Annotated in this window: 38 protein-coding genes; 36 read left to right on the top strand and 2 right to left on the bottom strand. The window is 56.5% G+C overall.

Annotated elements, in window-relative coordinates; genetic code table 11:
- The first annotated feature begins 15 nt into the window (after positions 1 to 15).
- From tuf to bfr, 31 genes are all read left to right on the top strand, one after another.
- Positions 16 to 1209, top strand: coding sequence for an elongation factor Tu (tuf, locus tag ACSFE6_RS18965; RefSeq protein ID WP_010220303.1), 1194 nt, complete (start codon positions 16 to 18; stop codon positions 1207 to 1209).
- Between the two features lie 157 nt (positions 1210 to 1366).
- On the top strand, positions 1367 to 1678 hold the full coding sequence (gene rpsJ, locus ACSFE6_RS18960; RefSeq protein ID WP_003186070.1) for a 30S ribosomal protein S10: 312 nt from the start codon (positions 1367 to 1369) through the stop codon (positions 1676 to 1678).
- Between the two features lie 80 nt (positions 1679 to 1758).
- Positions 1759 to 2394, top strand: coding sequence for a 50S ribosomal protein L3 (rplC, locus tag ACSFE6_RS18955; RefSeq protein WP_435429037.1), 636 nt, complete (start codon positions 1759 to 1761; stop codon positions 2392 to 2394).
- A 12-nt stretch (positions 2395 to 2406) separates the two neighbouring features.
- On the top strand, positions 2407 to 3009 hold the full coding sequence (rplD, locus tag ACSFE6_RS18950; RefSeq protein ID WP_007924200.1) for a 50S ribosomal protein L4: 603 nt from the start codon (positions 2407 to 2409) through the stop codon (positions 3007 to 3009).
- The gene (gene rplW / locus ACSFE6_RS18945) at positions 3006 to 3305 is read left to right on the top strand and encodes a 50S ribosomal protein L23 (RefSeq protein ID WP_002555488.1); all 300 of its coding nucleotides are present in this window, start codon (positions 3006 to 3008) and stop codon (positions 3303 to 3305) included. The genes rplD and rplW overlap by 4 nt, the downstream gene beginning before the upstream one ends.
- A 14-nt stretch (positions 3306 to 3319) precedes the next feature.
- Positions 3320 to 4144, top strand: coding sequence for a 50S ribosomal protein L2 (gene rplB, locus ACSFE6_RS18940; protein WP_007924198.1), 825 nt, complete (start codon positions 3320 to 3322; stop codon positions 4142 to 4144).
- A gap of 16 nt (positions 4145 to 4160) precedes the next feature.
- Positions 4161 to 4436 carry a 30S ribosomal protein S19 gene (gene rpsS, locus ACSFE6_RS18935; RefSeq protein ID WP_002555486.1) on the top strand — a complete coding sequence of 92 codons (276 nt, stop codon included), beginning with the start codon at positions 4161 to 4163 and terminating at the stop codon, positions 4434 to 4436.
- An 11-nt stretch (positions 4437 to 4447) separates the two neighbouring features.
- Entirely contained in the window at positions 4448 to 4780 is a 333-nt protein-coding gene (rplV, locus tag ACSFE6_RS18930; protein ID WP_003103908.1) for a 50S ribosomal protein L22, read from the top strand.
- A gap of 13 nt (positions 4781 to 4793) precedes the next feature.
- Positions 4794 to 5480, top strand: a complete 687-nt coding sequence (gene rpsC, locus ACSFE6_RS18925) for a 30S ribosomal protein S3 (protein ID WP_007924192.1) — start codon at positions 4794 to 4796, stop codon at positions 5478 to 5480.
- A 12-nt stretch (positions 5481 to 5492) separates the two neighbouring features.
- Positions 5493 to 5906: a 50S ribosomal protein L16 gene (gene rplP / locus ACSFE6_RS18920; RefSeq protein ID WP_003228729.1), complete on the top strand. Its 414-nt coding sequence runs from the start codon at positions 5493 to 5495 to the stop codon at positions 5904 to 5906.
- Entirely contained in the window at positions 5906 to 6097 is a 192-nt protein-coding gene (rpmC, locus tag ACSFE6_RS18915) for a 50S ribosomal protein L29 (RefSeq protein WP_002555481.1), read from the top strand. The genes rplP and rpmC overlap by 1 nt, the downstream gene beginning before the upstream one ends.
- Before the next feature lie 2 nt (positions 6098 to 6099).
- Positions 6100 to 6366, top strand: a complete 267-nt coding sequence (gene rpsQ / locus ACSFE6_RS18910; protein ID WP_003176419.1) for a 30S ribosomal protein S17 — start codon at positions 6100 to 6102, stop codon at positions 6364 to 6366.
- Positions 6367 to 6389: 23 nt separating this feature from the next.
- Positions 6390 to 6758 carry a 50S ribosomal protein L14 gene (gene rplN / locus ACSFE6_RS18905; RefSeq protein ID WP_002555479.1) on the top strand — a complete coding sequence of 123 codons (369 nt, stop codon included), beginning with the start codon at positions 6390 to 6392 and terminating at the stop codon, positions 6756 to 6758.
- Positions 6759 to 6769: 11 nt separating this feature from the next.
- Positions 6770 to 7084 carry a 50S ribosomal protein L24 gene (gene rplX / locus ACSFE6_RS18900; protein ID WP_003186046.1) on the top strand — a complete coding sequence of 105 codons (315 nt, stop codon included), beginning with the start codon at positions 6770 to 6772 and terminating at the stop codon, positions 7082 to 7084.
- 22 nt (positions 7085 to 7106) lie between these two features.
- Positions 7107 to 7646, top strand: coding sequence for a 50S ribosomal protein L5 (gene rplE, locus ACSFE6_RS18895; protein WP_003194642.1), 540 nt, complete (start codon positions 7107 to 7109; stop codon positions 7644 to 7646).
- 13 nt (positions 7647 to 7659) lie between these two features.
- Complete coding sequence (gene rpsN / locus ACSFE6_RS18890; protein WP_027617689.1) at positions 7660 to 7965, top strand: 30S ribosomal protein S14; 306 nt, start codon at positions 7660 to 7662, stop codon at positions 7963 to 7965.
- 209 nt (positions 7966 to 8174) lie between these two features.
- A complete protein-coding gene (gene rpsH, locus ACSFE6_RS18885; protein ID WP_003228724.1) occupies positions 8175 to 8567 on the top strand; it encodes a 30S ribosomal protein S8 in 393 nt (130 codons plus the stop codon).
- Between the two features lie 12 nt (positions 8568 to 8579).
- Positions 8580 to 9113 carry a 50S ribosomal protein L6 gene (gene rplF, locus ACSFE6_RS18880; RefSeq protein WP_011336170.1) on the top strand — a complete coding sequence of 178 codons (534 nt, stop codon included), beginning with the start codon at positions 8580 to 8582 and terminating at the stop codon, positions 9111 to 9113.
- Positions 9114 to 9123: 10 nt separating this feature from the next.
- Positions 9124 to 9474: a 50S ribosomal protein L18 gene (gene rplR, locus ACSFE6_RS18875; protein ID WP_003186037.1), complete on the top strand. Its 351-nt coding sequence runs from the start codon at positions 9124 to 9126 to the stop codon at positions 9472 to 9474.
- Positions 9475 to 9477: 3 nt separating this feature from the next.
- Positions 9478 to 9978 carry a 30S ribosomal protein S5 gene (rpsE, locus tag ACSFE6_RS18870; RefSeq protein WP_248800143.1) on the top strand — a complete coding sequence of 167 codons (501 nt, stop codon included), beginning with the start codon at positions 9478 to 9480 and terminating at the stop codon, positions 9976 to 9978.
- Between the two features lie 2 nt (positions 9979 to 9980).
- The gene (gene rpmD, locus ACSFE6_RS18865) at positions 9981 to 10157 is read left to right on the top strand and encodes a 50S ribosomal protein L30 (RefSeq protein ID WP_003176408.1); all 177 of its coding nucleotides are present in this window, start codon (positions 9981 to 9983) and stop codon (positions 10155 to 10157) included.
- A gap of 3 nt (positions 10158 to 10160) precedes the next feature.
- Complete coding sequence (gene rplO, locus ACSFE6_RS18860) at positions 10161 to 10598, top strand: 50S ribosomal protein L15 (protein WP_011336169.1); 438 nt, start codon at positions 10161 to 10163, stop codon at positions 10596 to 10598.
- Positions 10599 to 11927 (top strand): preprotein translocase subunit SecY, encoded by a 1329-nt coding sequence (gene secY / locus ACSFE6_RS18855; RefSeq protein ID WP_003228718.1) that lies wholly within the window; start codon positions 10599 to 10601, stop codon positions 11925 to 11927.
- 27 nt (positions 11928 to 11954) lie between these two features.
- Positions 11955 to 12071 carry a 50S ribosomal protein L36 gene (gene rpmJ / locus ACSFE6_RS18850; RefSeq protein ID WP_002555468.1) on the top strand — a complete coding sequence of 39 codons (117 nt, stop codon included), beginning with the start codon at positions 11955 to 11957 and terminating at the stop codon, positions 12069 to 12071.
- Positions 12072 to 12201: 130 nt separating this feature from the next.
- Complete coding sequence (gene rpsM / locus ACSFE6_RS18845; protein ID WP_009045849.1) at positions 12202 to 12558, top strand: 30S ribosomal protein S13; 357 nt, start codon at positions 12202 to 12204, stop codon at positions 12556 to 12558.
- A gap of 30 nt (positions 12559 to 12588) precedes the next feature.
- On the top strand, positions 12589 to 12978 hold the full coding sequence (gene rpsK, locus ACSFE6_RS18840) for a 30S ribosomal protein S11 (protein WP_002555466.1): 390 nt from the start codon (positions 12589 to 12591) through the stop codon (positions 12976 to 12978).
- 18 nt (positions 12979 to 12996) lie between these two features.
- Complete coding sequence (gene rpsD, locus ACSFE6_RS18835; protein WP_085718224.1) at positions 12997 to 13617, top strand: 30S ribosomal protein S4; 621 nt, start codon at positions 12997 to 12999, stop codon at positions 13615 to 13617.
- Positions 13618 to 13639: 22 nt separating this feature from the next.
- Entirely contained in the window at positions 13640 to 14641 is a 1002-nt protein-coding gene (locus ACSFE6_RS18830; protein WP_007924176.1) for a DNA-directed RNA polymerase subunit alpha, read from the top strand.
- A 42-nt stretch (positions 14642 to 14683) separates the two neighbouring features.
- The gene (gene rplQ, locus ACSFE6_RS18825) at positions 14684 to 15070 is read left to right on the top strand and encodes a 50S ribosomal protein L17 (protein ID WP_024778333.1); all 387 of its coding nucleotides are present in this window, start codon (positions 14684 to 14686) and stop codon (positions 15068 to 15070) included.
- 204 nt (positions 15071 to 15274) lie between these two features.
- Entirely contained in the window at positions 15275 to 16729 is a 1455-nt protein-coding gene (locus tag ACSFE6_RS18820; RefSeq protein ID WP_435429036.1) for a catalase, read from the top strand.
- Between the two features lie 148 nt (positions 16730 to 16877).
- Complete coding sequence (bfr, locus tag ACSFE6_RS18815; RefSeq protein WP_435429035.1) at positions 16878 to 17345, top strand: bacterioferritin; 468 nt, start codon at positions 16878 to 16880, stop codon at positions 17343 to 17345.
- Between the two features lie 65 nt (positions 17346 to 17410).
- On the opposite strand, the gene uvrA is transcribed toward bfr, so the two are convergent.
- Positions 17411 to 20245, bottom strand: coding sequence for an excinuclease ABC subunit UvrA (uvrA, locus tag ACSFE6_RS18810; RefSeq protein ID WP_435429034.1), 2835 nt, complete (start codon positions 20243 to 20245; stop codon positions 17411 to 17413).
- Between the two features lie 191 nt (positions 20246 to 20436).
- On the opposite strand from uvrA, the gene ACSFE6_RS18805 reads away from it, so the two are divergent.
- Together ACSFE6_RS18805 and ACSFE6_RS18800 are read left to right on the top strand one after the other, a co-directional pair.
- Positions 20437 to 21834, top strand: coding sequence for an MFS transporter (locus tag ACSFE6_RS18805; RefSeq protein ID WP_435429033.1), 1398 nt, complete (start codon positions 20437 to 20439; stop codon positions 21832 to 21834).
- 9 nt (positions 21835 to 21843) lie between these two features.
- Positions 21844 to 22359 (top strand): single-stranded DNA-binding protein, encoded by a 516-nt coding sequence (locus tag ACSFE6_RS18800; RefSeq protein ID WP_095197174.1) that lies wholly within the window; start codon positions 21844 to 21846, stop codon positions 22357 to 22359.
- Positions 22360 to 22460: 101 nt separating this feature from the next.
- Here the strand turns inward: ACSFE6_RS18800 and ACSFE6_RS18795 are convergent, their stop codons facing one another.
- Positions 22461 to 23012: a cysteine hydrolase family protein gene (locus ACSFE6_RS18795; RefSeq protein ID WP_435429032.1), complete on the bottom strand. Its 552-nt coding sequence runs from the start codon at positions 23010 to 23012 to the stop codon at positions 22461 to 22463.
- Between the two features lie 102 nt (positions 23013 to 23114).
- Between ACSFE6_RS18795 and ACSFE6_RS18790 the strand changes: the two genes are divergently transcribed.
- From ACSFE6_RS18790 to ACSFE6_RS18780, 3 genes are all read left to right on the top strand, one after another.
- Positions 23115 to 24107: a GlxA family transcriptional regulator gene (locus ACSFE6_RS18790; RefSeq protein WP_435429031.1), complete on the top strand. Its 993-nt coding sequence runs from the start codon at positions 23115 to 23117 to the stop codon at positions 24105 to 24107.
- A gap of 284 nt (positions 24108 to 24391) precedes the next feature.
- Positions 24392 to 25501, top strand: coding sequence for a DUF3182 family protein (locus ACSFE6_RS18785; protein WP_435429030.1), 1110 nt, complete (start codon positions 24392 to 24394; stop codon positions 25499 to 25501).
- Positions 25491 to 26249 (top strand): alpha/beta hydrolase family protein, encoded by a 759-nt coding sequence (locus ACSFE6_RS18780; protein WP_435429029.1) that lies wholly within the window; start codon positions 25491 to 25493, stop codon positions 26247 to 26249. The genes ACSFE6_RS18785 and ACSFE6_RS18780 overlap by 11 nt, the downstream gene beginning before the upstream one ends.
- Positions 26250 to 26360: the final 111 nt, after the last annotated feature.

Here is a 26360-nt window from a genome sequence, read left to right as displayed (position 1 = left end):
AAGGAGTTAATTGTCGTGGCTAAAGAAAAATTTGATCGTTCCCTACCGCACGTCAACGTTGGCACCATCGGTCACGTTGACCACGGTAAAACCACTCTGACCGCTGCTCTGACTCGCGTCTGCTCCGAAGTTTTCGGTTCGGCCGTAGTTGAGTTCGACAAGATCGACAGCGCTCCAGAAGAAAAAGCTCGCGGTATCACCATCAACACCGCGCACGTCGAGTACAACTCGAACATTCGTCACTACGCTCACGTTGACTGCCCAGGTCACGCTGACTACGTGAAGAACATGATCACCGGTGCTGCCCAGATGGACGGCGCGATCCTGGTTTGCTCGGCCGCTGATGGTCCGATGCCACAAACCCGTGAGCACATCCTGCTGTCCCGTCAGGTAGGCGTTCCGTACATCGTGGTTTTCCTGAACAAGGCTGACCTGGTAGACGACGCAGAGCTGCTGGAACTGGTTGAGATGGAAGTTCGCGACCTGCTGTCCACCTACGACTTCCCAGGCGACGACACCCCGATCATCATCGGTTCGGCTCGTATGGCGCTGGAAGGCAAAGACGACAACGAAATGGGCACTACCGCTGTTAAGAAGCTGGTAGAAACTCTGGACAGCTACATCCCAGAGCCAGAGCGTGCTATCGACAAGCCGTTCCTGATGCCAATCGAAGACGTGTTCTCGATCTCCGGTCGCGGTACTGTTGTAACTGGTCGTATCGAGCGCGGTATCGTTCGCGTACAAGACGCACTGGAAATCGTTGGTCTGCGTGACACCACCACCACCACCTGCACCGGTGTTGAGATGTTCCGCAAGCTGCTGGACGAAGGTCGTGCTGGCGAGAACTGCGGCGTTCTGCTGCGTGGTACCAAGCGTGATGACGTTGAGCGTGGTCAGGTTCTGGTTAAGCCGGGTTCGGTTAAGCCGCACACCAAGTTCACCGCAGAAGTTTACGTTCTGAGCAAGGAAGAAGGCGGTCGTCACACTCCGTTCTTCAAAGGCTACCGTCCACAGTTCTACTTCCGTACTACTGACGTGACCGGTAACTGCGAGCTGCCAGAAGGCGTTGAAATGGTAATGCCAGGTGACAACATTCAGATGACTGTTACCCTGATCAAAACCATCGCAATGGAAGACGGTCTGCGCTTCGCTATCCGTGAAGGCGGCCGTACCGTTGGTGCTGGTGTTGTAGCCAAAATCATCGAGTAATCTCTTTATTGAGATAGCTTCGATGCTTTGAAAAAGCCCCCGCTCAGCGGGGGCTTTTTTATTGGGTTGACACCTATCTGGGGCGTCTATAGAATTGCGCCTCCTTTTAACGGGCGTATTGCGCCCGGTGGGAATAGCAGCCGGAGTCTGAAATCCAATGCAAAATCAGCAAATCCGTATCAGGTTGAAGGCTTTCGACCATCGCCTGATCGACCAATCAACCCAGGAAATCGTGGAAACCGCGAAACGTACTGGTGCTCAAGTGCGTGGTCCAATTCCACTGCCTACCCGTAAAGAGCGGTTCACCGTTCTGGTCTCCCCGCACGTCAATAAAGACGCGCGTGACCAGTACGAGATCCGTACTCATAAGCGCGTTCTGGACATCGTTCAGCCAACGGATAAAACCGTTGATGCTCTTATGAAGCTCGATCTTGCGGCCGGTGTGGAAGTGCAGATCAGCCTCGGCTAAGACTCGGTCTTAGTCGTGTAACGCTCTGAAATGGGCGGCCATAGCGGGTGAAAGCCCCGTACACTCATGAGGTTTACAACATGACTATTGGTGTAGTCGGTCGAAAAGCGGGTATGACCCGTATTTTCACCGAAGAAGGTGTCTCCATTCCGGTCACGGTCATTGAGATCGAGCCGAATCGCGTCACCCAGTTCAAAACTGAAGAGACCGATGGCTATCGTGCAGTGCAAGTCACTGTCGGCGAGCGTCGCGCTTCGCGTGTAACAGCAGCTCAAGCTGGCCACTTCGCCAAGGCGAACGTTGCCGCTGGTCGTACCGTAATGGAATTCCGCCTTGAAGAAGGCGAGTACCAGGCCGGCGATCTGATCAACGCTGAAATCTTCGCCGCTGGTCAACTGGTTGATGTGACCGGTCAGTCCAAAGGTAAAGGCTTCCAGGGTACGATCAAGCGTTGGAACTTCCGCGGGCAAGATAACACCCACGGTAACTCCGTATCCCACCGCGTTCCAGGCTCTATCGGCCAGTGCCAGACTCCTGGTCGTGTATTCAAGGGCAAAAAAATGTCCGGTCATATGGGCGCTGAGCGCGTGACCGTGCAGTCCCTCGAAGTAGTGCGCGTGGACGCTGAACGCAATCTGTTGTTGGTCAAGGGCGCTGTTCCTGGCGCTACTGGCGGCAACGTGGTTGTACGTCCAGCAGCCAAGGCTCGCGGTTAAGGGGAAGCTGACATGCAATTAAATGTAAATGACGCTCAAGCGATCGAAGTTTCCGAACTGACATTTGGCGGCGAATTCAACGAGACGCTGGTTCACCAAGCAGTCGTGGCCTACATGGCCGGCGGCCGTCAGGGTAGCAAGCAGCAGAAGACCCGTTCCGACGTTTCCGGTGGCGGCAAGCGCCCGTGGCGTCAGAAAGGTACTGGCCGTGCTCGTGCCGGTACTATCCGTAGCCCAATCTGGCGTGGCGGCGGTACCACTTTCGCAGCTCGTCCTCAGGATCACTCCCAGAAGCTGAACAAGAAGATGTATCGCGCAGCAATGCGTTCCATCCTTGCTGAGCTGGTGCGTACTGATCGTTTGGTCGTGGTTCAGGATTTCGCTGTTGAAACCCCGAAAACCAAAGACCTGCTGGGCAAGCTGAACAACATGAGCCTGACCGATGTTTTGATCGTGTCGGACGCTGTTGATCAGAACCTGTACCTGGCTGCTCGCAACCTGCCGCACGTTGATGTACGTGATGTGCAAGGTTCCGATCCAGTTAGTCTGATCGCATACGACAAGGTGTTGATCACCGTGTCGGCCGTGAAGAAATTCGAGGAGCTGCTGGGATGAACCAGGAACGCGTATTTAAAGTTCTGCTTGGCCCGCACGTTTCCGAGAAGGCTACGGTTCTGGCAGACAAGAAAGGCCAGTTCGTTTTCAAGGTTGCGACTGATGCAACCAAGCTGGAAATCAAGAAGGCCGTCGAAAGCCTGTTCAGCGTGAAAGTGGAGCGCGTTACTACCCTGAATGTTCTGGGTAAGAGCAAGCGCACCGCTCGCGGTCTGGGCAAGCGTAATGACTGGAAGAAGGCAGTTATCTCCCTTCAGCCAGGCCAAGATCTCGATTTCAGCAGCAGTGCTGAGTAAGGAAGGGGTGCATCATGGCAATCGTTAAATGCAAACCGACTTCCCCTGGCCGCCGTTTTGTGGTCAAGGTGGTCAACCAGGAGCTGCATAAAGGCGCTCCTCACGCACCGCTGCTCGAGAAGAAGTCGAAGTCTGGTGGTCGTAACAACAATGGCCGCATTACCACTCGTCACGTTGGTGGTGGTCATAAGCAGCATTATCGTCTGGTCGACTTCCGTCGTAACGACAAAGATGGCATCGCTGCCACTGTCGAGCGTATTGAATACGATCCAAACCGTACTGCTCACATCGCTCTGCTGCTGTACGCAGATGGCGAGCGTCGCTACATCATCGCCCCTAAAGGCGTGAGCGCTGGTGACCAGCTGATCGCAGGTGCTCTGGCACCGATCAAGCCGGGTAACGCTCTGCAACTGCGTAACATTCCAGTTGGTAGCACCGTACACGGCATCGAATTGAAGCCAGGTAAAGGCGCTCAGATCGCTCGTTCCGCTGGTGCTTCGGCTCAGCTGATCGCTCGTGAAGGTGTCTACGTGACCCTGCGTCTGCGTTCTGGTGAGATGCGTAAAGTGCTGGCTGAATGCCGTGCGACCCTGGGTGAAGTCTCGAACTCCGAGCACAGCCTGCGTTCGCTGGGTAAAGCTGGTGCCAAACGCTGGCGTGGCGTTCGCCCAACCGTTCGTGGTGTTGCCATGAACCCGGTTGACCACCCACATGGTGGTGGTGAAGGTCGTACCTCTGGTGGTCGTCATCCGGTATCGCCATGGGGCTTCCCGACTAAGGGCGCGAAGACTCGTGGTAATAAGCGTACCGACAAAATGATCGTCCGTCGTCGCAAGTAAATAGAGGGATACGACAGTGCCACGTTCTCTGAAAAAAGGTCCTTTTATCGATCTTCACCTACTGAAGAAGATCGAAGTGGCGGCGGAAAAGAACGATCGCAAACCAGTGAAAACCTGGTCGCGCCGTTCGATGATCCTGCCACAAATGGTCGGTCTGACCATTGCAGTACACAACGGTCGTCAGCACGTCCCAGTTCTCGTGAACGAAGACATGGTCGGCCACAAACTGGGCGAGTTCGCCGGTACCCGCACTTATCGCGGGCACGTGGCAGACAAGAAAGCCAAGCGTTAAGGGGTTAGGAAATGGAAGTAGCCGCTAAGTTGTCGGGCGCTCGAATCTCCGCCCAGAAAGCCCGCTTGGTCGCCGACCAGATCCGCGGGAAGAAGGTGGGCGAAGCGCTCAACCTGTTGGCTTTCAGCAGTAAGAAAGCCGCCGAGATCATGAAGAAAGTGCTGGAGTCGGCCGTAGCCAACGCCGAGCATAACGAAGGCGCAGACGTTGATGACCTGAAGGTCAGCACCGTTTTCGTTAACGAAGGGCGTTCGCTGAAGCGCATCATGCCGCGTGCCAAAGGCCGTGCTGATCGCATCGTCAAGCGGTCTTGCCATATCACTGTCAAGGTTGCTGACAAGTAACGGAGTCGAAGAGATGGGTCAGAAAGTACATCCCATTGGCATTCGCCTGGGAATCGTCAAGGAGCACACCTCCGTCTGGTACGCAGACGGTCGGACTTATGCGGACTATTTGCTCGCAGATCTGAATGTGCGTGAGTATCTCCAAGACAAACTAAAAAGCGCGTCCGTAAGCCGTATCGATATCCATCGTCCGGCCCAAACTGCACGCATCACCATCCACACCGCTCGTCCAGGTATCGTTATCGGGAAGAAAGGTGAAGATGTTGAGAAGCTGCGTCAGGACCTGACCAAGCAAATGGGTGTGCCTGTGCACATCAATATCGAAGAGATCCGCAAGCCGGAGCTCGACGGTATGCTGGTTGCGCAGAGCGTAGCTCAGCAGCTGGAGCGTCGCGTAATGTTCCGTCGCGCCATGAAGCGCGCTGTACAGAACGCCATGCGCATTGGTGCCAAAGGCATCAAAATCCAAGTGAGCGGTCGTCTCGGCGGTGCTGAAATCGCACGTACTGAATGGTATCGCGAAGGTCGTGTGCCACTGCACACCCTGCGTGCCGATATCGACTATGCCACCTACGAAGCTCACACCACTTACGGTGTGATCGGTGTGAAGGTTTGGATCTTCAAGGGCGAAGTAATTGGTGGTCGCCAAGAAGAACTGAAACCACAAGCACCAGCGCCTCGTAAAAAAGCTGCTAAGTAAGGGGTACGCAAAATGTTGCAACCAAAGCGTACGAAGTTCCGCAAGCAGATGACCGGCCACAACCGTGGTCTGGCACTGCGCGGTAGCAAGGTCAGCTTCGGCGAGTTCGCGCTGAAGTCTGTTGCCCGCGGTCGTCTCACCGCTCGTCAGATCGAGTCAGCGCGTCGTGCTCTGACCCGTCACGTAAAGCGTGGCGGCAAGATCTGGATCCGTGTATTCCCGGACAAGCCGATCTCCAAGAAGCCTCTCGAAGTGCGGATGGGTAAAGGTAAGGGTAACGTGGAATACTGGGTTGCCCAGATTCAGCCAGGCAAAGTCCTGTATGAAATCGAGGGTGTTTCTGAAGAGCTGGCGCGTGAGGCTTTCGCCCTGGCTGCTGCAAAGCTGCCGCTCGCCACCTCCTTTGTTAAACGGACGGTGATGTGATGAAAGCGAATGAACTTCGTGAAAAATCCGCACAGCAGCTGAACGAGCAACTGCTCGGCTTGCTGCGCGACCAGTTCAATCTGCGCATGCAGAAAGCAACTGGCCAGTTGGGGCAGTCTCATCTGCTCTCGCAAGTTAAGCGTGACATCGCTCGCGTGAAGACTGTGCTCAACCAGCAGGCAGGTAAGTAATCATGGCTGAAGCCGAAAAGACTGTCCGTACGCTGACTGGCCGTGTTGTCAGCGACAAGATGGACAAAACCATCACCGTTCTGATCGAGCGTCGCGTTAAGCACCCGATCTACGGTAAATACGTTAAGCGTTCGACTAAGCTGCACGCGCACGACGAAACCAATCAGTGCCACATCGGCGACAAAGTCACTATTCGTGAAACTCGTCCTTTGGCCAAGACCAAGTCTTGGGCGCTGGTTGATGTTCTCGAACGCGCTGTGGAAGTCTAAGGACTAGGGGTCGGAGAAATTATATGATTCAGACTCAATCCATGCTCGATGTGGCCGATAACAGCGGCGCTCGCCGCGTTATGTGCATCAAGGTGCTGGGTGGCTCCCATCGTCGTTACGCTGGTATCGGTGACATCATCAAGGTTACCGTCAAGGAAGCAATTCCTCGCGGTAAAGTGAAAAAAGGCCAAGTGATGACTGCTGTTGTAGTCCGCACTCGTCACGGCGTACGTCGTGCTGATGGCTCCATTATCCGCTTTGATGGCAACGCTGCTGTTCTTCTGAACAACAAGCAAGAGCCGATCGGCACCCGTATCTTTGGGCCAGTGACCCGTGAACTTCGTACTGAGAAGTTCATGAAGATCGTCTCGCTCGCCCCAGAAGTGCTGTAAGGAGATCCGACATGCAAAAGATTCGTCGTGACGACGAGATCATCGTGATCGCCGGCAAAGACAAAGGTAAGCGCGGTAAGGTGCTGAAGGTTCTTGCTGACAACCGTCTGGTTGTTGGTGGTCTGAACCTGGTCAAGCGTCATACCAAGCCTAACCCGATGTCGGGCGTACAGGGCGGTATCGTCGAGAAAGAAGCGCCTCTGCACGCTTCCAACGTCGCCATCTTCAACGGCGAAACCAACAAGGCTGACCGCGTTGGTTTCAAAGTAGAAGACGGTAAGAAAATTCGTGTCTTCAAGTCGACCCAAAAAGCGGTTGATGCTTGAACACTGCTAGGTAGATAAGACCATGGCACGACTGCAAGAGATTTACCGGAAGGAAATCGCCCCCAAGCTTAAGGAAGAACTTAAGCTCGGGAACGTGATGGAAGTTCCGCGCGTCACCAAAATTACCCTGAACATGGGTCTGGGCGAAGCGATCGGCGACAAGAAAGTCATCGAGCACGCTGTTGCTGACCTGGAAAAGATCACCGGCCAGAAAGTCGTTGTGACCTACGCTCGCAAATCCATCGCAGGCTTTAAAGTCCGTGAAGGTTGGCCGATCGGCGTCAAAGTGACCCTGCGCCGTGAGCGTATGTACGAGTTCCTGGATCGTCTGCTGTCGATCTCCCTGCCTCGGGTTCGCGACTTCCGCGGCCTGAATGCCAAGTCCTTCGATGGTCGTGGTAACTACAGCATGGGCGTGAAAGAGCAGATCATCTTCCCGGAAATCGACTACGACAAGATCGATGCTCTCCGCGGTCTGGACATTACCCTGACCACCACTGCCAAGAACGATGACGAAGGCCGCGCTCTGCTGCGTGCTTTCAAATTCCCGTTCCGCAACTGATTGGAGTAGGAAAATGGCCAAGAAGAGCATGAAAAACCGTGAGCTGAAGCGTCAGCTCACCGTTGCCAAGTACGCCAAGAAGCGTGCAGCACTGAAAGCAATCATCGTTGATCTGAACGCAAGTCCAGAAGCGCGTTGGGAAGCTACAGTTGCTCTGCAGAAGCAGCCACGTGACGCCAGCGCTTCGCGCATGCGTAACCGCTGCCGCCTGACTGGTCGTCCGCACGGCGTTTACCGCAAGTTCGGCCTCGGCCGTAACAAACTGCGTGAAGCGGCAATGCGTGGTGACGTACCAGGTCTGGTTAAAGCCAGCTGGTAAGTACTGTCAAAGTCTCGGTGTTCAGGTTTGCAAGATCCTGACCACCGGTGGCCTTGAATCTGAATCAAGCCCCTTTTGGGGCTTGATTCATTTCTGGGGTGTGTCTAGAATACCCGGCTCGCCTGAGCCCGTGTTTTTTATGCCCGGAGATTCTCGGCGACACGTAGTAGCCGCAAGGCTAATTTTTCTGTATTAGGAGCGTCTAGCCCATGAGTATGCAGGACCCGTTAGCGGACATGCTAACTCGAATCCGTAATGCCCAGATGGCTGAAAAGTCCGTCGTAAGCATGCCATCTTCCACGTTGAAGGTAGCTGTTGCCAAAGTCCTGAAGGACGAAGGTTACATCGCGGGTTATCAGATCAGCAGCGAAACCAAGCCACTGCTGTCTATCGAGCTGAAATACTTCGAAGGCCGTCCGGTAATCGAAGAAGTGAAGCGCGTTAGCCGTCCAGGCCTGCGTCAGTACAAGTCCGTCGAAGATCTGCCGAAAGTTCGTGGCGGTCTCGGTGTGTCTATCGTCTCCACCAACAAGGGTGTGATGACTGATCGTGCTGCGCGCGCTGCCGGTGTCGGCGGCGAAGTTCTTTGCACTGTGTTCTAAGGGGGGATAAGCATGTCTCGCGTCGCTAAGAACCCCGTTAAGCTGCCAGCCGGTGTCGAAGTCAAATTCGCAGGCCAACAGCTTTCGGTGAAGGGTGCCAAGGGCACTCTCGAACTGAACGTCCATTCGTCCGTTGAAGTCGTTGAAGAAGCTGGTGAGCTGCGTTTCGCTGCTCGCAATGGCGATCAACAGACTCGCGCGATGGCTGGTACCACTCGTGCGTTGGTAAACAACATGGTCCAGGGCGTAAGCCAAGGCTTCGAGCGCAAGCTCCAGCTGGTCGGTGTTGGTTACAAAGCGCAAGCAAAAGGTCAGGTGCTGAACCTGGCTCTTGGCTTCTCGCACCCAGTGGATTACGAACTGCCGGAAGGCATCACCGCTGAGACTCCTAGCCAGACCGATATCCTGATCAAGGGCATCGACAAGCAGCTGGTAGGTCAAGTGGCCGCCGAGATCCGCGACTTCCGTCCACCAGAGCCGTACAAAGGCAAAGGTGTGCGCTACGCGGACGAAGTCGTCCGTCGTAAAGAAGCCAAGAAGAAGTAGGGCATAGCAAATGACCGACAAAAAAGTTACTCGACTGCGTCGCGCTCGCAAAGCACGCCTGAAAATGCACGAACTCGAAGTCGTGCGTCTCTGCGTGTTCCGCTCTTCGCAGCACATCTACGCCCAGGTCATTTCGGCCGACGGCAACAAAGTCCTGGCAAGCGCCTCGACTTTGGATAAAGAACTGCGTGATGGCGCCACTGGCAACATCGACGCGGCCACTAAGGTTGGCCAGCTGGTCGCTACGCGTGCTAAGGCCGCTGGCGTCTCGCAGGTGGCTTTCGACCGCTCTGGCTTCAAGTACCATGGCCGCGTTAAAGCGCTGGCTGATGCTGCTCGTGAAGCTGGGCTGGAGTTCTAAGTTATGTCAAATAACGACCAAAAGCGCGACGAAGGCTACATCGAGAAGCTGGTTCAAGTTAACCGCGTAGCCAAAACCGTTAAAGGCGGCCGTATCTTCACTTTCACCGCGTTGACCGTGGTTGGTGATGGTAAAGGGCGTGTTGGCTTCGGCCGTGGCAAGTCGCGTGAAGTGCCTGCTGCGATCCAGAAGGCAATGGAAGCTGCTCGCCGCAACATGATCCAGGTTGATCTGAACGGCACCACCCTGCAGTACGCAATGAAGTCCGCTCACGGCGCTTCGAAGGTGTACATGCAGCCTGCTTCTGAAGGTACCGGTATCATCGCTGGCGGCGCAATGCGTGCCGTTCTCGAAGTTGCTGGCGTTCAGAACGTTCTGGCCAAGTGCTATGGCTCGACTAACCCGGTAAACGTGGTTCACGCCACTTTCAAAGGTTTGAAGGCTATGCAATCCCCTGAGTCCATTGCTGCCAAGCGCGGCAAAACTGCAGCGGAGATCATGTAATCATGGCTACCGTAAAAGTTACGCTGATCAAAAGCATGACCGGCCGTATCCCTAACCACAAACTGTGCGTTAAGGGTCTGGGTCTGCGTCGCATCGGTCACACTGTAGAAGTTCAGGATACTCCCGAGAATCGCGGGATGATCAACAAGGCTTACTACATGCTGCGTGTCGAGGGTTAATCGATGAAACTCAATGATCTGAGTCCAGCGCCGGGTTCCCGTCGCGAAAAGCATCGTCCGGGCCGTGGTATCGGTAGTGGTTTGGGTAAGACTGGTGGCCGTGGTCACAAAGGTCAGACTTCCCGCTCCGGTGGCACCATTGCTCCAGGCTTTGAAGGCGGTCAACAGCCGCTGCATCGTCGCCTGCCGAAGTTCGGTTTCGTTTCCCTGAAGGCTATGGATCGCGCAGAAGTGCGTCTGTCCGAGCTGGCTAAAGTGGAAGGCGACATCGTCACTGTGCAGTCTCTGAAAGATGCCAACGTGATCAACGTCAACGTTCAGCGTGTAAAAATCATGCTGTCCGGTGAAGTGGCTCGCGCTGTAACCATCGGGAAGGGAATCGGCGCCACCAAAGGTGCGCGTGCGGCTATCGAAGCAGCTGGCGGCAAGTTCGAGGAATAAATGGCTAAGCAAGGTGCTCTCTCTGCGCTCGGCAAAGGCGGTATGTCTGAACTCTGGGCTCGTCTGCGTTTTCTGTTCCTGGCGATTATCGTCTACCGAATAGGCGCACACATCCCGGTTCCAGGTATCAACCCGGACCGACTCGCGGACCTGTTTCGACAGAATGAGGGGACCATTCTTAGCTTGTTCAACATGTTTTCCGGCGGCGCGCTGGAGCGGATGAGCATCTTTGCACTGGGGATCATGCCGTACATCTCGGCATCGATCATCATGCAGCTGATGACCGCCGTCAGCCCGCAGCTGGAGCAGTTGAAGAAGGAAGGTGAAGCTGGCCGTCGCAAGATCAGCCAGTACACCCGCTACGGCACTGTCGTCCTCGCTCTCGTTCAGGCCATTGGCATGTCCATTGGTCTGGCGGGGCAGGGCGTAGCGTTCACTGGTGACTTTGGCTTCCATTTCGTCGCGGTATCCACTTTTGTGGCTGGTGCGATGTTCATGATGTGGCTGGGTGAGCAGATTACTGAGCGTGGTGTTGGCAACGGTATCTCGATGTTGATTTTTTCGGGTATCGTCGCCGGTCTTCCGAGAGCGATCGGGCAGTCTTTCGAGTCTGCGCGTCAGGGCGATATCAACATCTTCGCCTTGGTTGCCATCGGTTTGCTGGCAGTAGCGATTATCGGTTTCGTGGTGTTCATTGAGCGTGGTCAGCGTCGTATTGCTGTTCACTACGCCAAGCGTCAGCAGGGCCGTAAGGTCTTCGCTGCGCAGACCAGCCACTTGCCGCTGAAGGTGAACATGGCCGGTGTTATTCCGGCTATTTTCGCGAGCAGCATCTTGCTGTTCCCGGCTTCGTTGGGTGCCTGGTTCGGCCAGTCTGAAGGTATGGGCTGGTTGCAAGACATCTCGCAGTCGATCGCTCCTGGTCAGCCGTTGAATATTCTGCTGTTTAGTGCAGGGATTATTTTCTTCTGCTTCTTCTATACGGCGTTGATGTTCAATCCGAAAGACGTAGCGGAAAACCTGAAGAAGTCCGGTGCCTTTATTCCGGGCATCCGTCCAGGTGAGCAGTCTGCGCGCTACATTGATGGCGTTTTGACTCGCTTGACCATGTTCGGTGCTCTTTACATGACGGCCGTCTGCCTGTTGCCCCAGTTCCTGGTGGTTGCAGCCAACGTACCGTTCTACCTTGGCGGGACCTCGTTGCTGATCGTGGTCGTGGTTGTGATGGACTTCATGTCCCAAGTACAATCGCACCTCGTTTCGCACCAGTACGAATCCCTGATGAAGAAAGCCAACCTGAAGGGTTACGGCAGCGGCATGTTGCGCTGAGTACCCATAAGGTTCGAGGAGTTGGTGATGAAAGTTCGTGCATCGGTGAAAAAGCTGTGCCGTAACTGCAAGATTATTCGCCGCGAAGGTGTTGTTCGAGTAATTTGCAGCGCGGAACCGCGTCACAAACAGCGCCAAGGCTGAGTGTGATTGTGCTTCAAACCCGGCAGCTAGTGCGCTGCCGGGTTGATTATTTGTTATTACAGCGATATTATCTCGCGCCCTATTTCTTGGCTTCCGGGGCGTAGGTAGCTGTCAATTGGAGTCCCACTGAATGGCCCGTATTGCAGGCGTTAACATTCCAGATAACAAGCATACTGTTATCTCGCTGACCTACATCTATGGTGTCGGTCGCACTACTGCACAGAAAATTTGTGCAGAGACTGGGGTAAACCCAGCAGCAAAGATCAAGGATCTGAGCGACGAGCAAATTGAACAGCTGCGTGGCGAAGTGGCGAAGTTCACCACTGAAGGTGACCTGCGTCGCGAAATCAACATGAAAATCAAGCGCTTGATGGACCTCGGTTGCTATCGCGGTCTGCGTCATCGTCGTGGTCTGCCAGTACGCGGTCAGCGTACCAAGACCAACGCGCGTACCCGTAAAGGTCCGCGTAAGCCGATCCGCAAGTAATCGCCCCAGCGAATCGACAGGAATTTAATCATGGCAAAACCTGCTGCTCGTCCTCGTAAAAAAGTTAAAAAGACAGTGGTTGATGGCATCGCCCACATCCATGCCTCTTTTAACAACACCATCGTGACCATCACCGACCGTCAAGGTAACGCTCTTTCCTGGGCTACCTCCGGTGGTTCGGGTTTCCGCGGTTCCCGCAAGTCCACCCCGTTTGCTGCTCAAGTAGCTGCTGAACGTGCTGGTCAAGCTGCGCTGGAATACGGCCTGAAAAACCTTGACGTTAACGTCAAGGGCCCAGGTCCAGGTCGTGAATCCGCAGTCCGCGCTTTGAACGGCTGTGGCTACAAGATCGCCAGCATCACCGACGTGACGCCAATCCCGCACAACGGGTGCCGTCCGCCGAAGAAGCGCCGCGTGTAATCCAGGAGATTGTAAAGAATGGCTCGTTACATTGGTCCAAAATGCAAACTCGCTCGTCGCGAAGGCACCGATCTCTTCCTGAAGAGCGGCGTGCGCGCGATCGAATCGAAGTGCAACATTGAAGCAGCACCTGGTATCCACGGCCAACGCCGCGGTCGCCAGTCCGATTACGGTACCCAACTGCGTGAAAAGCAGAAGGTACGTCGTATCTACGGCGTTCTCGAGCGTCAGTTCAGCGGCTACTACAAAGAAGCTGCTGGCAAGAAAGGCGCAACCGGCGAAAACCTGTTGCAACTGCTCGAATGCCGTCTGGACAACGTCGTATACCGTATGGGCTTTGGTTCGACTCGTGCCGAATCCCGTCAGCTGGTATCGCACAAGTCGATCAGCGTAAACGGTCAAACCGTTAACGTCCCGTCCTACCAGGTTCGTGCTGGTGACGTGGTTGCTGTTCGCGAGAAAGCAAAAAATCAACTTCGCATTGTCCAAGCTCTCGATCTGTGTGCTCAACGTGGCCGCGTAGAGTGGGTAGAAGTAGACGCTGAGAAGAAGTCGGGCGTTTTCAAGAACGTTCCTGCTCGCAGTGATCTGTCCGCCGACATCAACGAAAGCCTGATTGTCGAGCTCTACTCCAAGTAAGGGCTAGAAAATAGGTGCATCCATGCAGATTTCGGTAAATGAGTTCCTGACACCCCGCCACATTGATGTGCAGGTTGTCAGTCCAACCCGCGCCAAGATCACTCTCGAGCCTCTCGAGCGTGGTTTTGGCCACACCCTGGGCAACGCGCTGCGCCGCATCCTGTTGTCCTCAATGCCCGGCTGCGCAGTAGTCGAGGCCGAGATTGACGGTGTGCTCCACGAGTACAGCGCCATCGAAGGTGTACAGGAAGACGTAATTGAAATCCTGTTGAACCTTAAAGGTCTGGCTATCAAGCTGCATGGCCGTGACGAAGTTACGCTGACCTTGTCGAAGAAGGGTTCGGGGGTGGTTACCGCTGCCGATATTCAGCTGGATCATGATGTCGAGATCGTTAACCCCGATCACGTAATCGCTAACCTGGCGTCTAACGGCGCCCTGAACATGAAGCTCGTAGTAGCTCGTGGTCGTGGTTATGAACCGGCCGACTCGCGTCAGAGCGATGAAGACGAAAGCCGCAGCATTGGTCGCTTGCAGCTTGACTCTTCGTTCAGCCCGGTTCGCCGTATCGCATACGTGGTGGAAAACGCCCGTGTCGAACAGCGTACTAACCTGGACAAGCTGGTTATTGATCTGGAAACCAACGGTACTCTGGATCCTGAAGAGGCTATCCGCCGTGCTGCAACCATCCTGCAACAGCAGTTGGCTGCGTTCGTCGACCTCAAGGGTGACAGCGAACCAGTGGTAATCGAGCAGGAAGACGAGATCGATCCGATCCTGCTTCGCCCGGTTGACGATCTGGAACTGACTGTACGTTCGGCTAACTGCCTTAAGGCGGAAAACATCTACTACATCGGCGACCTGATTCAGCGTACCGAAGTAGAGCTGTTGAAGACTCCGAACCTGGGCAAGAAATCCTTGACCGAAATCAAGGACGTTCTGGCCTCCCGCGGTCTGTCCCTCGGCATGCGCCTCGACAACTGGCCGCCTGCAAGTCTTAAGAAGGACGACAAGGCGACTGCCTGATCGTCGTAATCACCGAACGTAGTGTTTGGTAAGGAATGAACCATGCGTCATCGTAAAAGTGGTCGTCACCTCAGCCGCACCAGCTCGCACCGCAAGGCCATGTTCCAGAACATGGCGGTGTCGCTGTTCGAGCACGAGCTGATCAAAACTACTCTGCCAAAAGCTAAAGAACTGCGCCGCGTTGCTGAGCCGCTGATCACTTTGGCCAAGACAGACAGCCTGGCTAACCGCCGTCTGGCTTTCGACCGTACTCGTTCGAAAGCTATCGTTGGCAAGCTCTTCAACGACCTGGGCAAGCGTTACGCTACCCGTGAGGGTGGCTACCTGCGCATCCTCAAGTGCGGTTTCCGCGCTGGCGACAACGCGCCTATGGCGTATGTCGAGTTGGTTGATCGTGCTACTGGCGGTGAAGCTGTATCCGCTGAGTAAGACGTCAGTCTGAAACGAAGAACCGGGCCTAGTGCCCGGTTTTTTGTGTGCGCGTGAAAAGTGCGGCAAGCTCAGTTCAGGGTTCTATTAGGTATTTTCTATCGATTTGCATGATTCAATGAATTAGAAGGTGTCATGTGGATCATCAATACTTCCTTACAGCCGATTAGCCGGCAGTTCGAGACCGATAAAGGAAGAGATCGCATGAACCAGAATAAAACGCTAACCACCGCCAGTGGCGCGCCTGTCGCTGATAACCAGAATTCCCGATCCGCCGGTCCCCGAGGCCCGCTGCTGCTCGACGACTTTCACCTGATCGAGAAGCTCGCTCACTTCAACCGTGAAAATATCCCCGAGCGTCGTGTACATGCCAAGGGTTCGGGTGCTTACGGTACGTTTACCGTGACTCGCGATATCACCCAATACACCAGCGCCAAGTTGTTCGAATCCGTTGGAAAGCAAACACCAACATTTCTTCGCTTCTCTACCGTGGGCGGCGAGCGTGGCTCGGCGGACACCGAGCGCGATCCACGTGGCTTCGCATTGAAGTTCTACACCGAAGAAGGCAATTGGGACATCGTGGGCAACAACACGCCGGTGTTCTTTATCCGCGACCCGCTGAAGTTCCCGGACTTTATCCACACCCAAAAACGTCTGCCACAAAGCAATCTTAAAAGTGCCCAAGCGATGTGGGATTTCTGGTCGCACTCTCCCGAGGCGCTGCACCAGGTCACTATTCTGTTTTCGGATCGCGGCATCCCTGATGGTTACCGCCACATGCACGGCTTCGGTAGCCACACCTATAGCGTGATCAACGCCAACGGCGAGCGTCACTGGGTAAAGTGGCACTACAAAACCAAGCAGGGGATCAAGAACCTGGCGCCTGCGGAAGCTGCCCGATTGGCCGGTACTGACCCTGATTACGCCCAGCGCGACCTGTTCGAGGCTATTGAACGCGGTGATTTCCCGAAATGGCGTGTGTGCATCCAGGTCATGACCGAGGCCCAGGCCGAAGCTCATTATGAGAATCCGTTCGATGTCACAAAGACCTGGTCTCAGAAGGAGTTCCCGTTGATCGAGGTCGGTGAGCTGGAACTGAACCGTAACCCGCTCAACTACTTCGCTGAAGTCGAACAAGCGGCTTTTGGTCCAAGCAATATGGTGCCGGGTGTCGGTCTGTCGCCAGACCGCATGCTGCAAGGCCGGGTGTTCGCCTACGCTGATGCACATCGCTACCGTGTAGGTACCAACCACCAGCAGCTGCCAGTGAACGCCCCGCGCAGTCCGGTAAACAGCTACCAGCGCGATGGATCGATGGCGTTTGGCAGCAATGGCGGCGCAGCGCCGAATTACGAGCCGAACAGCTACGTCGATTCGCCGAAGCAGGCCCCTCGTTACGCCGAACCGGGGTTGGCTTTGAATGGAGCGGCTGATCGTTACGATCATCGCGAAGATACAGACTACTACAGCCACGCTGGAGCGTTGTTCCGCCTGATGAGTGATGAGCAGAAAGCCTTGCTGGTTAGCAACATCGCTGGAGCCATGGCGGGTGTTTCGAGCGATGTCGTTGACCGTCAACTTCAGCATTTCTTCAAGGCCGATCCGGCGTACGGAGAAGCAATCGCAAAGCTGCTCAACGTACAGCTTAACGAAGTCTAAATGAGAAGCAGAACCGCCCTTATTTGGGCGGTTTTTGCGTTATTTAAGCTGCTTTTCTCAGAATATCTTCGCTTTTATTGCGTCCGTTGAGTGACGTTATGGCCGGGTTGGTTCAAACTATAACTTTCAAGCAGGGAGATGTAGGGCGATGCAAGGCCACCCAGACGTAATCGATTACCTCAACACGTTGCTGACCGGCGAATTGGCCGCGCGTGACCAGTATTTTGTTCACTCGCGGATGTATGAGGACTGGGGATTCACCAAGCTCTACGAACGAATCAACCACGAGATGGAAGAAGAAGCCGGGCACGCCGATGCGCTGATGCGCCGGATTCTGATGTTGGAAGGCACTCCGCGCATGCGTCCTGACGATCTCGATGTCGGCACCACGGTGCCGGAGATGCTCGAGGCGGATCTGCGTTTGGAGTACAAAGTTCGTGCTGCCCTCTGCAAGGGCATTGAGCTCTGTGAAAAGCACCAGGACTACATCAGCCGCGAAATCCTAGAAGTTCAGCTCAACGACACCGAAGAAGATCACACTTACTGGCTGGAGAAGCAGTTGGGTCTGATCAAGTTGATCGGTATTCAGAACTACCTGCAATCTCACGCCTCCTGATTGCAATCGATACAAAAAAGCCCCTGTCGCTGATGGAGTGACAGGGGCTTTTTCTTGGTCCGGATTCAGGCCCGGTCGCGTACCAGTAGAGGTTTGAGGTAGTAGCCGGTATGGGATTGCTTCATCTCGGCGACTTCTTCCGGCGTACCGACCGCGATGATCTGCCCACCCTTGGAACCGCCTTCCGGCCCCAGGTCCACCAGCCAATCAGCAGTCTTGATCACATCCAGGTTGTGTTCGATCACCACCACCGTATTGCCGTGGTCGCGCAGTCGGTGCAGGACGTCGAGCAATTGCTGGATATCCGCGAAATGAAGTCCGGTGGTCGGTTCGTCGAGTATATACAGGGTCTTGCCGGTATCACGCTTGGACAGTTCGCGGGACAGCTTGACGCGCTGAGCCTCGCCTCCGGACAAGGTGGTCGCGGACTGCCCCAGCTTGATGTAGGACAGGCCCACGTCCATCAATGTTTGCAGCTTGCGCGCAAGTGCCGGTACCGCATCAAAGAATTCCCGGGCTTCCTCGATGGTCATCTCGAGGGTTTCGTGAATGCTCTTGCCCTTGTATTTGATTTCCAGCGTCTCGCGGTTATAGCGCTTGCTCTTGCACACGTCGCACGGCACATAGATGTCCGGCAGGAAGTGCATTTCCACCTTGATCAAGCCATCACCCTGGCAGGCCTCGCAACGTCCCCCCTTCACGTTGAAGGAAAAACGCCCCGGGCCATAGCCGCGAGAGCGGGATTCCGGCACGCCGGCGAACAGCTCGCGAATTGGCGTGAACAGGCCGGTGTAAGTCGCCGGGTTGGAGCGCGGCGTGCGTCCGATCGGGCTTTGGTCAATGTCTACGACCTTATCCAGATGCTCCAGGCCCTTGATGCTGTCGTGAGCTGCGGCTTCTAGCGTGGTTGCGCCATTAAGTGTCGTGGCACTCAATGGAAAGAGTGTGTTGTTGATCAGCGTCGATTTGCCCGAGCCGGACACACCCGTTACACAGGTCAGCAGGCCAATCGGAATCTCCAGATCGACATTGCGCAAGTTGTTGCCGCGGGCGCCCTTGAGTGACAACGACAGCTTTTTGTTGCGTGGTGTGCGTTTGGCCGGGACTTCGATTTTTACCCGGCCCGACAGGTACTTGCCGGTCAGGGATTCCGGATGTGACATCACCTCGGCTGGCGAGCCTTCGGCAACGATATGCCCGCCATGGACGCCGGCACCCGGGCCGATATCCACGACGTAGTCAGCCAAGCGAATCGCATCTTCGTCGTGCTCGACCACGATCACCGTGTTGCCGATGTCGCGCAGGTGTTTCAGGGTACCGAGCAGTCGGTCGTTATCGCGTTGGTGCAGGCCAATCGATGGTTCGTCGAGGATATACAGAACACCGACCAGGCCGGCGCCGATCTGGCTGGCTAGACGAATACGCTGTGCTTCACCACCGGACAGCGTATCCGCGCTGCGATCCAGAGACAGATAGTCGAGACCGACGTTGACCAAGAACTGCAATCGTTCGCGAATTTCCTTGAGGATCTTGTCGGCAATCTCGCCGCGGCGACCGGTCATCTTCAGCTCGCCGAAGTATTCGCAGGCATCGCCGATGGGCAGATTGGTCACCGCCGGCAGGGTTTTCTCGCCGACCCACACGTGCCGCGCTTCCCGCCGCAGTCGGGTGCCACGGCAGTCTGGGCACGATTGGGTGCTGAGGAACTTGGCCAGCTCTTCGCGTACCGACGCCGACTCGGTTTCGCGATAGCGGCGTTCAAGGTTCGGCACGATTCCTTCGAAAGGATGCGAGCGCTTGACGATGTCGCCGCGATCGTTCAGGTATTTGAAGTCGACGTTTTGCGAGCCACTGCCGTGCAGGATGTTTTTCTGCTGATCGGCTGGCAGTTCATTGAACGGTACTTCCAGGCTGAACTTGTAATGGGTGGCCAGCGAGCCGAGCATCTGGAAGTAGTAGACGTTTCGTCGGTCCCAGCCGCGAATCGCGCCTTCGGCCAGGGTCAGCTCACCGTTGACCAATCGCTTGATGTCGAAGAATTGCTTCACCCCCAGGCCATCGCAAGTCGGGCAGGCACCGGCCGGGTTGTTGAAGGAAAACAGTTTGGGCTCGAGTTCGCTGATGGCATGGCCACAAATCGGGCAGGCGAAGCGCGCTGAGAAAATCATCTCCTCGCCCGGCTCATCGTCCATCGGTGCCACAAGGGCGATGCCGTCCGCCAGCTTCAGTGCGGTCTCGAAGGATTCGGCCAGTCGCTGTTGCAGATCGGCGCGCACCTTGAATCGATCGACTACTACATCAATGGAATGCTTTTTCTGTTTGTCGAGCTTGGGTGCTTCGTCCAACTCATAGAGCTTGCCATTGATACGGGCACGGACGAAGCCCTGCGCTCGAAGCTCTTCAAAGACCGACAAGTGTTCGCCTTTGCGCTCGCGGATCACCGGGGCCAGCAGCATCAACTTGCTGCCCTCGGGTTGGGCGAGAACCAGGTCGACCATCTGGCTGACGGTTTGCGCTTCCAGCGGAATGTCGTGATCCGGGCAGCGTGGGGTGCCCACGCGTGCATACAGCAAGCGCAGGTAGTCGTAGATTTCGGTGATGGTGCCGACGGTCGAGCGCGGGTTGTGCGAGGTCGACTTCTGCTCGATGGAGATCGCCGGTGACAGGCCTTCAATGGTGTCGACGTCCGGTTTTTCCATCATCGACAGAAACTGTCGGGCATAGGCCGACAGCGATTCGACATAGCGGCGCTGGCCTTCGGCGTAGAGAGTGTCGAAGGCCAGGGAGGACTTTCCAGAGCCGGACAGGCCGGTGATGACGATCAGCTTGTCCCGTGGCAGGGTCAGGTCAATGTTCTTCAGGTTGTGGGTTCGAGCCCCACGAATCAGGATCTTGTCCAAGGTGGCCTCGCTCGGCGGGCGTCGAAAACATAGGAGTATACGGCCAAATACTGGATGGATGCACACTATCGAATGCTGTCATTTCAGCCTTACATGAAAGGTCTGTCATCTACACGCGGCAAAGCGTCGCGATATACCCAGTCAATCGATGGGACTGGTAGAATCGCCGCCGGTTCACATGAGGTTTTTCCATGCACGATCCCCACAGCGAACGCATGAGTGGCAGCGAGACCCGCGCGGCGAGCGGTCTGGCCCTGGTGTTCGCCTTCCGTATGCTTGGCATGTTCATGGTGTTGCCGGTCCTGGCGACCTACGGCATGGACCTGGCGGGAGCGACCCCGGCTCTTATCGGGCTGGCGATTGGCGCTTACGGCCTGACCCAGGCGGTTTTCCAGATTCCTTTCGGCTTCATTTCCGACCGTATCGGTCGCCGCCCGGTGATTTACCTGGGCTTGATCGTTTTTGCCCTTGGCAGCGTGCTGGCGGCCAACGCCGATTCGATCTGGGGTGTGATCGCCGGACGCATCCTGCAAGGTGCGGGTGCGATTTCCGCTGCGGTCATGGCGCTGCTGTCGGACCTTACCCGTGAGCAGCATCGAACCAAGGCCATGGCCATGATCGGCATGACCATCGGTCTGTCGTTCGCTGTCGCGATGGTGGTGGGCCCCTTGCTGACGCGTGCTTTCGGTCTGTCTGGGTTGTTTCTTGCTACGGGCGGCATGGCGCTGCTTGGCATCGTAATCGTGATGTTCATGGTGCCGCGCTCCACAGGCCCGCTGCAGCATCGCGAGTCCGGCGTTGCGCGCCAGGCATTGATACCGACACTCAAACATCCTGACTTGTTGCGTCTGGACCTGGGCATTTTTGTGTTGCACGCGATGTTGATGTCGAGCTTCGTCGCCTTGCCGTTGGCCCTGGTGGAAAAAGCCGGGCTGCCCAAGGAGCAGCACTGGTGGGTGTACCTGACCGCGCTGCTGATTTCTTTCTTCGCCATGATCCCGTTCATTATCTACGGCGAGAAGAAACGCAAAATGAAACGAGTTTTGCTGGGCGCCGTCATGACGCTGATGCTCACTGAGCTATTCTTCTGGCAGTTCGGTGACAGCTTGCGGGCTCTGGTGATCGGTACGGTGGTGTTCTTTACCGCGTTCAATCTTCTGGAAGCTTCGCTGCCGTCGCTGATCAGCAAGGTTTCACCAGCGGGTGGAAAGGGCACGGCGATGGGGGTTTATTCCACCAGCCAATTCCTCGGATCGGCATTGGGCGGGATACTTGGCGGCTGGTTGTTCCAGCACGGCGGTTTGTCGGTTGTGTTCCTCGGATGCGCCGGTCTGGCTGCCCTCTGGCTGGCCTTTGCTGTTACCATGCGTGAACCTCCCTACGTGACAAGCCTGCGCTTGCCGTTGTCGCCTGAGGCGATCCGCGAAGCGGGTCTGGTAGAGCGCCTGAAGGCCGTCGTAGGGGTAACAGATGCGGTGATCGTCGCGGATGAAGCGGCGATTTACATCAAATTGGACACCCAACTATTGGATCGCACCACCCTGGAAGACCTGGTGAACAACCCGGCCGGGGCAGCGTGCGTAGCCTAGGAGAATGTAATGGCCCGTGGGGTTAACAAAGTCATATTGGTAGGCACTTGCGGCCAGGATCCTGAAGTTCGTTACCTGCCAAACGGCAACGCCGTGACCAACCTGAGTCTGGCGACCAGCGAACAATGGACCGACAAGCAAACCGGTCAGAAAGTCGAAAAGACCGAATGGCACCGTGTGTCGATGTTCGGCAAAGTGGCGGAAATCGCCGGCGAATACCTGCGTAAAGGTTCGCAGGTGTACATCGAAGGCAAGCTGCAGACCCGCGAGTGGGAAAAAGACGGTATCAAGCGTTACACCACCGAGATCGTGGTCGACATGCAAGGCACCATGCAACTGCTGGGCGGCCGTCCACAACAGGGCGATCAACAGGGCGGTGGCAACAACTACCAGCAGTCCGCTCCACGCCAGCAGGCTCCGCGCCCACAGCAGTCGGCACCACAACAGTCGCGCCCGGCGCCACAGCAGGCCGCTCCGCAGCCAGCTCCGGACTTCGACAGCTTCGATGACGATATTCCGTTCTAAGCCTCTGCTTTCCCGAATGGCATAAATAAAAGGCCCGTAGCGATCAGTCGCTACGGGCTTTTTGCGTTTCCGGGTTTTAGTCAGCCCTTGGCTATCTGTTATCAGCTCGCCCCGAGGAACTCGTCGGTGGACACAACCTTGGCGTAAGCAAAACCCAAGGCCGACATGAAGGCGGCGTGAACCTGGGCTGCCGGAACGGTCAGGCCATTGAACTCAAGATCACGGGAGGCACAGGCGTCATGGATCACCGTGACGCTGTAACCGAGATCGTTGGCGGCGCGGGTAATACCGTCGACGCACATGTGGCTCATGCTGCCGACGACCACCAGCTCCTTGATGCCTTGCTCGTCGAGGATCGATTGCAGTTCGGTTTCGCGGAACGAGTTGACGAAGTGCTTGAGCACCACGGGTTCGTTGCCTTGATTCTGGACTTTGGGGTGCAGCTTGGCGCCGTCGGAGCCAGGGGTGAAGAACGGTGCGGCGTCTGAGGTGAACTCGTGGCGGATGTGCACCACCGAATCACCCGCCTCGCGAAAGGCCTTGAGCAAGCGGACGGCGTTGTCGGCGGCGGCGTCGGCACCGACCAGCGGCCACTTGCCTTGTGGGAAGTAGTCCTTTTGGATATCGACTACGATGAGTGCTTGCTTGGCCATGACTGTTTCCTCGAAGTGCGGTTTGGGTGTGGAATGAAGTATTGGCTCTGGCGAATCGTCCGGGGATTGGCCGCACCGACAATAGAAGGGGGAAAACTGACAATGGATGCACAAAGGGCAATCGCTGAACTGGGCGTGTTGATCTATCCCGGCGCGCAGATGGCGGCGGTGCATGGGTTGACCGATCTGTTCGGCGTGGCCAACCGGATTGCCGCTGAGCACCAGGCAGCGCATTTACCGCTGTTGCGGGTCAGCCATTGGCGGGTCGAGGCTGAACAGCCGCCTGCCCGGGTCTTCGATAGTCATCCCAATGTGGACGGCCCACTGGTGGCCGTGTTGATTCCACCGTCGATTGCCGGGTTCACTGAAGGCCAAGCGCCACAAGCATTGATTCACTGGCTCAGGCAGCAACACGCCAAGGGCGCGACCCTCGGCGGCGTCTGTGTGGGTTCGATTCTGTTGGCCGAGAGTGGTTTGCTTGATGGTCGCAGTGCCACCACCCATTGGACCTCGGCCAAAGCCTTTGCCGAGCGTTACCCGGCGATCAAGCTCAAAGCCGATACGCCCATCGTCGATGACGGCGACCTGATTACCACTGCCGGGCTGATGGCTTGGTCCGAACTGGGTTTGCGCCTGGTGGATCGCCTGCTGGGGCCGAGCATCGCCACCGGTACTGCGCGTTTTCTGGTGGTGGAGCATAGCGACAGTGCCAGTGAGTGCGGCAGCAACTTTGCACCGATCCTCAGCCATGGCGATGCTTCGATTCTCAAGGTGCAGCACTGGCTGCAAAGCACCGGGGCTACCGATGTGTCGCTGGCGACGATGGCCGAGCGGGCAGGGCTGGAGGAGCGTACGTTCCTGCGTCGCTTCCGTGCGGCGACAGGACTCAAGCCCACGGAGTATTGCCAGCACCTGAGAGTCGGCAAGGCCCGGGAAATGCTCGAATTCACCAACGGCACCATTGATCACATTGCTTGGACCGTGGGTTATCAGGACCCGGGGGCGTTTCGCTCGACGTTCAAGAAAATTACCGGGCTGGCGCCGAGTGATTACCGAACGCGGTTTGGGATCGCACCGATTGCAGCAACACGCTAAGTCCGAACCCATGTTCCTTTGTGGGAGCGAGCCTGCTCGCGAATAGGCCCTTTCAGTCGATATTGATGTTGGATGTAAGAGCGCTTTCGCGAGCAGGCTCGCTCCCACAAGGGGTCGTGCAAAATGCCGGATTTTGGAGCGTCCTCGTGCAGAATCAAACAGGCTTCATGCCATCACGCTGTGTACAACTGTTTGATTTAAAGAGCCATTCCCGAAAGCCCCGCTTGGCCTGATCCCTGCACCCCTTCAATCACATTCATCCCGCACCGATTGAAGGGGGACGCATGACCCCGACAAACCGCAAGAATTGGGTGGTCGCCCATTCGGTAAATGCCGACGCACCTTTGCATGAAGTCGAAACCAATCGCGCGCTGGCCAAGTGGCTGGCGCACATCCTCGAGCTCAAGTTTGGTGGCAGTTACGATCCGCAGCAGCATCGCGGTCGAGACATTTACCTGTTGCCCACTCAAACGCTGGTCGGTGCCGAAGCCGCCCGGCAACTGGGCGTAAAAGGTCCGGAAGACTTGTGGGGTGGCTACGTCGACCATGACTTCATCTGCACCAAGGCCATCAGCCACGGTTTGCTGGATCATCATGCCCATGCGCCACAAGGCTGGGCGCCGTTGTTTTCCGAGCGGGTGCGCGGTGTCGTACTCGATGGTCTTAGTGTGTTCTCCTTCGAGGATGCACGGCCGGCGGCGAAACATCTGCTCCACAGCGGACCGATCCGCCTGAAGCCCATTCACGCCTGCGCCGGGCGCGGTCAGGAAGTGATCAAGAGCCTCGACCAGTTCGACGAAGTCCTTGCACGGCCAGAGGCCAAGCCCCTGTTCAACGAAGGCGTGGTGCTGGAACAGGATCTGGACCAGGTGATCACCCACAGCGTCGGACAGAGTTTCATCGGCGACAAAGTGCTGAGTTACTGCGGTGAGCAATACTTGACCCAGGATGCGCAAGGCGACGAGGTCTATGGCGGTTCTGATTTGCTGGTCGTGCAAGGTGGATACGACGATCTGCTGGCACTGGATCTGCCCGAGGACGTGCGATTGGCGATCCGGCAGGCACAGGTGTTCGACAGTGCCGCCGATGAAGCCTATCCCGCTTTCTACGCCTCGCGGCGTAACTACGACATTGCCCAGGGGGTGGCCTGCGATGGTAAACAGCGCAGTGGCGTGCTCGAACAGTCCTGGCGCATGGGCGGCGCCAGCAGCGCCGAAGTCGCGGCGTTGCAGAGCTTCGTTAACGATCCGCAGATGCGTGCGATTCGAGTGTCTTCGGTGGAAACCTATATCGATCAACCGCTGCCGGCGGATGCCATTGAGGTGTATCGCGGGCCCGCGCAGAACGGTGATTTCCTGCGCAAGTACGTAACGGTCAAATCCTATGACGGCTAGAAGCGAAAGCATTCAAATCGACATCGACGATGAACAGATGAGCGGGACGTTTCTCAGTCCCAAATCGAAAGTCCCCGGCGTGCTGTTCGTGCATGGCTGGGGCGGCAGCCAGGAGAGGGACCTGGACAGGGCCAAAGGCATCGCCGGCCTGGGTTGCGTGTGTCTGACCTTTGACTTGCGCGGGCACACCGGCGGCACCGGCATTTCGCTGGCCCGTGTGACACGCGAAGATAATCTGCGCGACCTGCTGGCGGCTTACGATCGCCTGCTTGCACACCCCGCGCTGGATACCTCGGCGATTGCCGTGGTCGGCACCAGCTACGGCGGCTACCTGGCCTCAATTCTCACGTCGTTGCGCCCAGTGCGCTGGCTGGCGCTGCGGGTGCCGGCGCTGTATCGAGACGATCAATGGCATGCGCCCAAGCGCGATCTGGACAAGCTCGACTTGCGCGATTACCGCAGCACGCTGGTACGCGCCGACAGCAACCGGGCGCTGCATGCCTGTTCGCAATTTACCGGGGATGTGTTGCTCGTGGAGTCGCAAACCGATGACTACGTGCCCCACGCGACCATCATGAGTTACCGCGCGGCGTGTCAGCAGACCCATTCGTTGACGCACCGGATTATCGACGGTGCCGATCACGCGCTGAGCGATCCGGTTTCCCAGCAGGCCTACACTTCGATCCTGGTGGACTGGATCACGGAAATGGTGGTGGGTGAGCGGTTGAGCATTATTCAGTCCCAATGATTTTGTGGTGTCTTCTCGGACGCCTTCGCGGGGGGGGGGGGTCTCCCCAGGGGGGGGGGGGTCACACGTAGGGGGGGGATGTCTTCTGAAAAGGAAAAAAACATCACACCA

This window comes from Pseudomonas baetica, from assembly GCF_051216495.1.
Taxonomy (GTDB): Bacteria; Pseudomonadota; Gammaproteobacteria; order Pseudomonadales; family Pseudomonadaceae; genus Aquipseudomonas; species Aquipseudomonas baetica_B.
Note: the sequence above shows the minus strand (reverse complement) of the source record. Positions and strands in the feature narration are given on the sequence as shown.